Annotated in this window: 3 protein-coding genes; all 3 read left to right on the forward strand. The window is 60.6% G+C overall.

The window, feature by feature from the left end:
* The first annotated feature begins 59 nt into the window (after positions 1-59).
* Entirely contained in the window at positions 60-1,472 is a 1,413-nt protein-coding gene (ccoG, locus tag A3754_RS23245) for a cytochrome c oxidase accessory protein CcoG (RefSeq protein ID WP_063521473.1), read from the forward strand.
* Positions 1,441-1,959 (forward strand): FixH family protein, encoded by a 519-nt coding sequence (locus A3754_RS23250; protein ID WP_063521474.1) that lies wholly within the window; start codon positions 1,441-1,443, stop codon positions 1,957-1,959. The genes ccoG and A3754_RS23250 overlap by 32 nt, the downstream gene beginning before the upstream one ends.
* On the forward strand, positions 1,956-3,177 hold a 1,222-nt coding region (locus tag A3754_RS23255), incomplete at its 3' end, for a heavy metal translocating P-type ATPase metal-binding domain-containing protein (protein WP_197468809.1). The genes A3754_RS23250 and A3754_RS23255, both read left to right, overlap by 4 nt.

The raw sequence follows: 3,177 nt of genomic DNA on the forward strand, positions 1-3,177 counted from the left end.
CCCATCATTCGTAGCAGTGAAGGGATGCCGGCGGCGCAAAGGTGTTAGCGGAGAGTAGTATGTCGGACCCCAAGCGCATCAAGGTCACGGATGCCACCGATGGCGGCAGCGTGAGCTTGTACAGCAAGCGCGAGCGCATTCAGGTTAAATCCGTTTCCGGACGTTTCCAGTTTATCCGCGACGTCACCATTCTGGCGACCATGGGCCTTTACATGATCCTGCCCTGGGTGCGCTGGGACGGCCAGCAGGCGGTTCTGTTTGATTTGCCGGGGCGTCAGTTCCGTATTTTTGGTGCCAGCTTCTGGCCCCAGGACTTTCTGTTGCTGTCCTGGATCCTGATCCTGGCCGCATTTGCCCTGTTCTTTGTTACCGTGCTGGCGGGCCGCGTCTATTGTGGCTACGTCTGCCCGCAGACCACCTGGACCCGCTTCTTTCAGTGGATCGAGTTCTGGTGTGAAGGTGATCGCCACAGCCGTATAAAGATGGACAGTGCCCCCTGGACGGCAACCAAGATCATGCGCCGTGGCAGCAAGCATGTGCTCTGGCTGATGCTTGCCTTGCTTACCGGCATTACCTTTGTCGGTTACTTTTCCCCGATTACGGATTTGACCACCCGCTTGCTCAGCTTCAGCTGGGGTGGCTGGGAGCTCTTCTGGGTGGGCTTCTTCACAGTGGCGACCTACGGCAACGCCGGGTTCATGCGCGAACAGGTATGTCTCTACATGTGCCCCTACGCCCGTTTCCAGAGCGTCATGTTCGACCGCGACACGCTGATCGTGTCTTACGACGAACAACGCGGCGAACCCCGTGGCCGTGGTGCCAAAAAACGCCAGCAGGAAGATACGGTAGTGGAAAAAGGCGACTGCATCGACTGCGGCATGTGTGTTCAGGTCTGCCCCACTGGCATCGATATTCGTGATGGGCTGCAGTATGAATGCATTACCTGCGCGGCCTGCGTGGACGCCTGTGACGACGTCATGGATCATATCGGCAAGCCACCCGGGCTGATTCGCTACACCACCGAAAACGCCCTGGAAGGCTTTAAGACTCGCATTCTGCGCCCCCGACTCATCGGCTATGGCGCCATCCTCATCATCATGGGCAGCCTGTTTATGGGCACCTTGTACAGCCGTGTGCCACTGCAGGTCGATGTGATTCGAGACCGGAATCAGCTCTACCGCACCGCCAGCAGTGGCGAAGTGGAAAACATCTATCGGCTGGAAATTCAGAACAAGGGCCAGCACAGCCACCGGTATGTGCTCACCATGAAAGGTCCGGATGGCCTGCGCATGAAGAACCGCACTGAATTCACCCTCGACGGCGGCAAGAAACTGTCTTTGCCGGTGACAGTGAGCTATGACCCTTATGAGGTGGAAATGGAATCCGCGCCGATCTGGTTTACGGTAACGGCACTGGATGATCCTGACCTGGAGAAACGCCATGAATCCCGATTCATTGCCCCAGGGCGATGAGCTTCCCTGGTACCGCTACCCTTTTTTATGGCTGGCAATCCTGCTGCCCGCCACATCGGTAGTCGGCGGCCTAACGCTGCTGTATATCGCCATCGTTAATGCCGACACGCCCGTGGTAGACGAATGGTACAAGGAGGGGCGAGCCATCAACCGCTCCGTGGAGCAGGAGCGTCTTGCGGCGCGCCTGGGTATTCGCCTTGAACTGGGCCAGGTGGGCGCTGGCATTCAGGCGCGCCTTAGCAGCGAGGCGGGCATTCCCATGCCCGACACCCTGAACGTCTCCCTGCGCCACCCGACGCTCCCGGAACGGGATGTCACCCTTGCCCTGGAACATATTGAAGGCGCCCTGTACCGCAGCGACGGCACCCTGCCCCATGATGGTCGCCGTGCCGCCACGGTGACCGCCTCCGGCGATCACTGGCGCCTGCATCAGACTGTCATGGCGCAAGGCGACAACCTGATCCTGGGGAAAACCGCCACACCATGACTTCTGCCTGCTGGCATTGCAGTAACCCGGCTCCCGCCGGCGCCTTCCCCGCGCAAACGCCTGACGGCCCCCGTGATGCCTGCTGCCCGGGATGCGCCGCCGCCATAGAAACCATTTATGGCTTGGGCCTGGATGACTACTACCAGATGCGCCAGGATGCCGCGCCACAGCCTGACGATCAGCGCCAAGCGCTGGATTGCGCGCTTTTTTCTGTGCCGGAATTGATCGCCCCGCACCTCACCAGCCTTGCTGATGGCCAACGCCTGAAACTGCAGCTGGGTGGGCTAACCTGTGCCGCCTGCAGCTGGTTGATCGAAAAAACGGTGAGCCAACAGCCCGGCGTGCGGCGCAGCAGCGTCAACCTGGCCAGCATGACACTGACCGTGGACTACAGCGGCCAAGCTGAGGCCAGCCAGACCGTACAACGGATTCAGGCACTGGGCTACACGGTGACTCTGCCCGGCGACCCTCGCGCCCGGACCGACGAACAACGTGCGCATAAGCAATTGCTGGGCCGGTTGGCACTGGCCGGGCTGGGCGCCATGCAGGCCATGATGTACTCCACCGCCCTGTATATCGGCGTGTTCGACGGCAAAGACGCGCTTTACGAATGGGTGTTCCGGCTGGCCAGTTTCGCCGTGGCCACGCCGGTGGTGTTCTACTCCGGTTTGCCGTTTTTCCAGGGAGCCTGGCGCGGCCTCAAGCAGGCACGCCTGACCATGGATGCGCCCATCGCACTGGCACTGCTGCTGGCCTGGGCCGGCAGCCTGGTGATGATGGCCACCGGAGGCAGGCACGTCTATTTCGATTCCGCTGCCATGTTTGTGTTCTTCTTGCTGGCCAGTCGCTGGTTGGAGCAGCGTCAGCGCATGACGATCCAGCAAGCTTACCGGCGAGTCAGCGATACCCTGCCCCAGGCCGTACGCCGCCTTGATGGGCAGCAGATAGCGCACTGGATCAGCGCCCGCCAGGTGGCCAAAGGAGATCGCCTGCAGCTAATACAGGGTGACATTATTCCGGTGGATGGGATCCTTATCGAAGGCCGCGGTGCTTTCGACGAATCGGCACTGAATGGCGAGCCTTTGCCGGTAAGCCATGGCATTAATGATCCGGTCCATGCCGGCAGCCGACTGGTGGAAGGCAATATCGTGCTGGAAGCCTCGGGGCCTGCATCCTCCAGCCTGGTGGCAAAAATCGCTGAGCAGGTGGAGCACGCCC

It is taken from the genome of Alcanivorax sp. HI0083, assembly GCF_001635175.1.